Origin of the sequence: Vibrio anguillarum, assembly GCF_003390515.1 — a bacterium.
Classification (GTDB): Bacteria; Pseudomonadota; Gammaproteobacteria; order Enterobacterales; family Vibrionaceae; genus Vibrio; species Vibrio anguillarum.
This window is the reverse complement of the sequence record NZ_CP031478.1, coordinates 958,027-959,190: the sequence shown is the minus strand read 5'-3', so window position 1 is coordinate 959,190 and position 1,164 is coordinate 958,027. Positions and strand designations below refer to the sequence as shown.

Annotated in this window: 1 protein-coding gene; it reads right to left on the bottom strand. The window is 40.3% G+C overall.

Annotated features, from left to right (window positions below; translation table 11 throughout):
- Positions 1-458 precede the first annotated feature (458 nt).
- Positions 459-734 carry a putative quinol monooxygenase gene (locus DD616_RS04000; protein WP_103154884.1) on the bottom strand — a complete coding sequence of 92 codons (276 nt, stop codon included), beginning with the start codon at positions 732-734 and terminating at the stop codon, positions 459-461.
- Positions 735-1,164 lie beyond the last annotated feature (430 nt).

The window sequence follows — 1,164 nt, the reverse complement described above, 5'->3', positions numbered from 1 at the left end:
AATCAACCCAAGCAAGAACTGCGATAAATAAGCTGCCAAAACAAAGTTCACCTTTCAACAACAAACCAAGCTTTTGAATCAGGAAAACTCAACAAGCAAGACTTTCAGAAAATGCGAAATACTCGATTAACTTACCCTTTCCACCCTTTGCGCCCGCTAAATTCACAACAAACCAGCACCAAAACTCATTGAGGCAAACAAGGAACCTTGCCTGTTTTACGGCTTGAGTAAACTAGGAATTTTAGGGTAAAAATGCTCATTTGCCGACAACACAAAACGAATGGCCGGAGAAATCCAAAAGATTGAACCCCTAAATTTACCTGAGTTGCATAACGCCCAATTAAGGGGTGAGCAACGCTACCACCCAACCTAAAGCATTGTACTGTAAGCACTAAAATTGAAGTAGATGCAAAATGCCAAGCGTTGGGAATCCCTCTTAAATTGTTTGTTATACCCCTTTACTCTAGGATTTCATAATGGCGTTCAACATTTACCGTCACTTTACCCCAATGAGATGCTTTGACTCTCTTTTGATGATATTCAAATGCAGATTTATCTTTGAATTCCTCATAGACATCAAAGCGAAGAGGATTGTTTGAATTCTCAGTAACGCTAAACGTTATACAACCCGACTCTTCGAGAGTAAGGCGCTTATGAGTCACCAACTCACTTTTGACAACTTCGAGTTCCGATTCAGGAACTAAAATAAAACCTTTCAATGTTACTTTTGACATAAACTTCCCTATTACGCATAACGCCCGGCTAAGGGGTTGACRACGCACCRCCGRACTYAAAAAACACACYGTAAACACTGARYTTCAATTTTGTACTAAAGCCGCCACGCGTTAGCAATCCCTCTTGAGCCGTTTGTTAGCTGCTGCACTTTAGCCGGAGATTTTCTACCCAACGGCCTAATTTAAAACACATTATTGCTTTCAAGCGACAAAGTAAAACGGACAACTGAGAAACTAAAACCTAACCCACGAAACGTACTTGGCAAAGAAGAAATAATAGGAAAACTGACGAGCTTCTAAGACTTCAATTTACAAAGAATTCTTTCGAAGAAGCCAACAATCAAGTGCGCGAAATCCATTTAAGCGCGAAAGAGCTTCAAAACCAAAGAAGCCACACCAAAGAAATAAACAAACACACCACTTCCCGTAA

Excerpts from the sequence above, each read along its gene's own strand:
- DD616_RS04000 (WP_103154884.1), bottom strand. The coding sequence starts at position 734 with ATGTCAAAAGTAACATTGAAAGGTTTTATTTTAGTTCCTGAATCGGAA.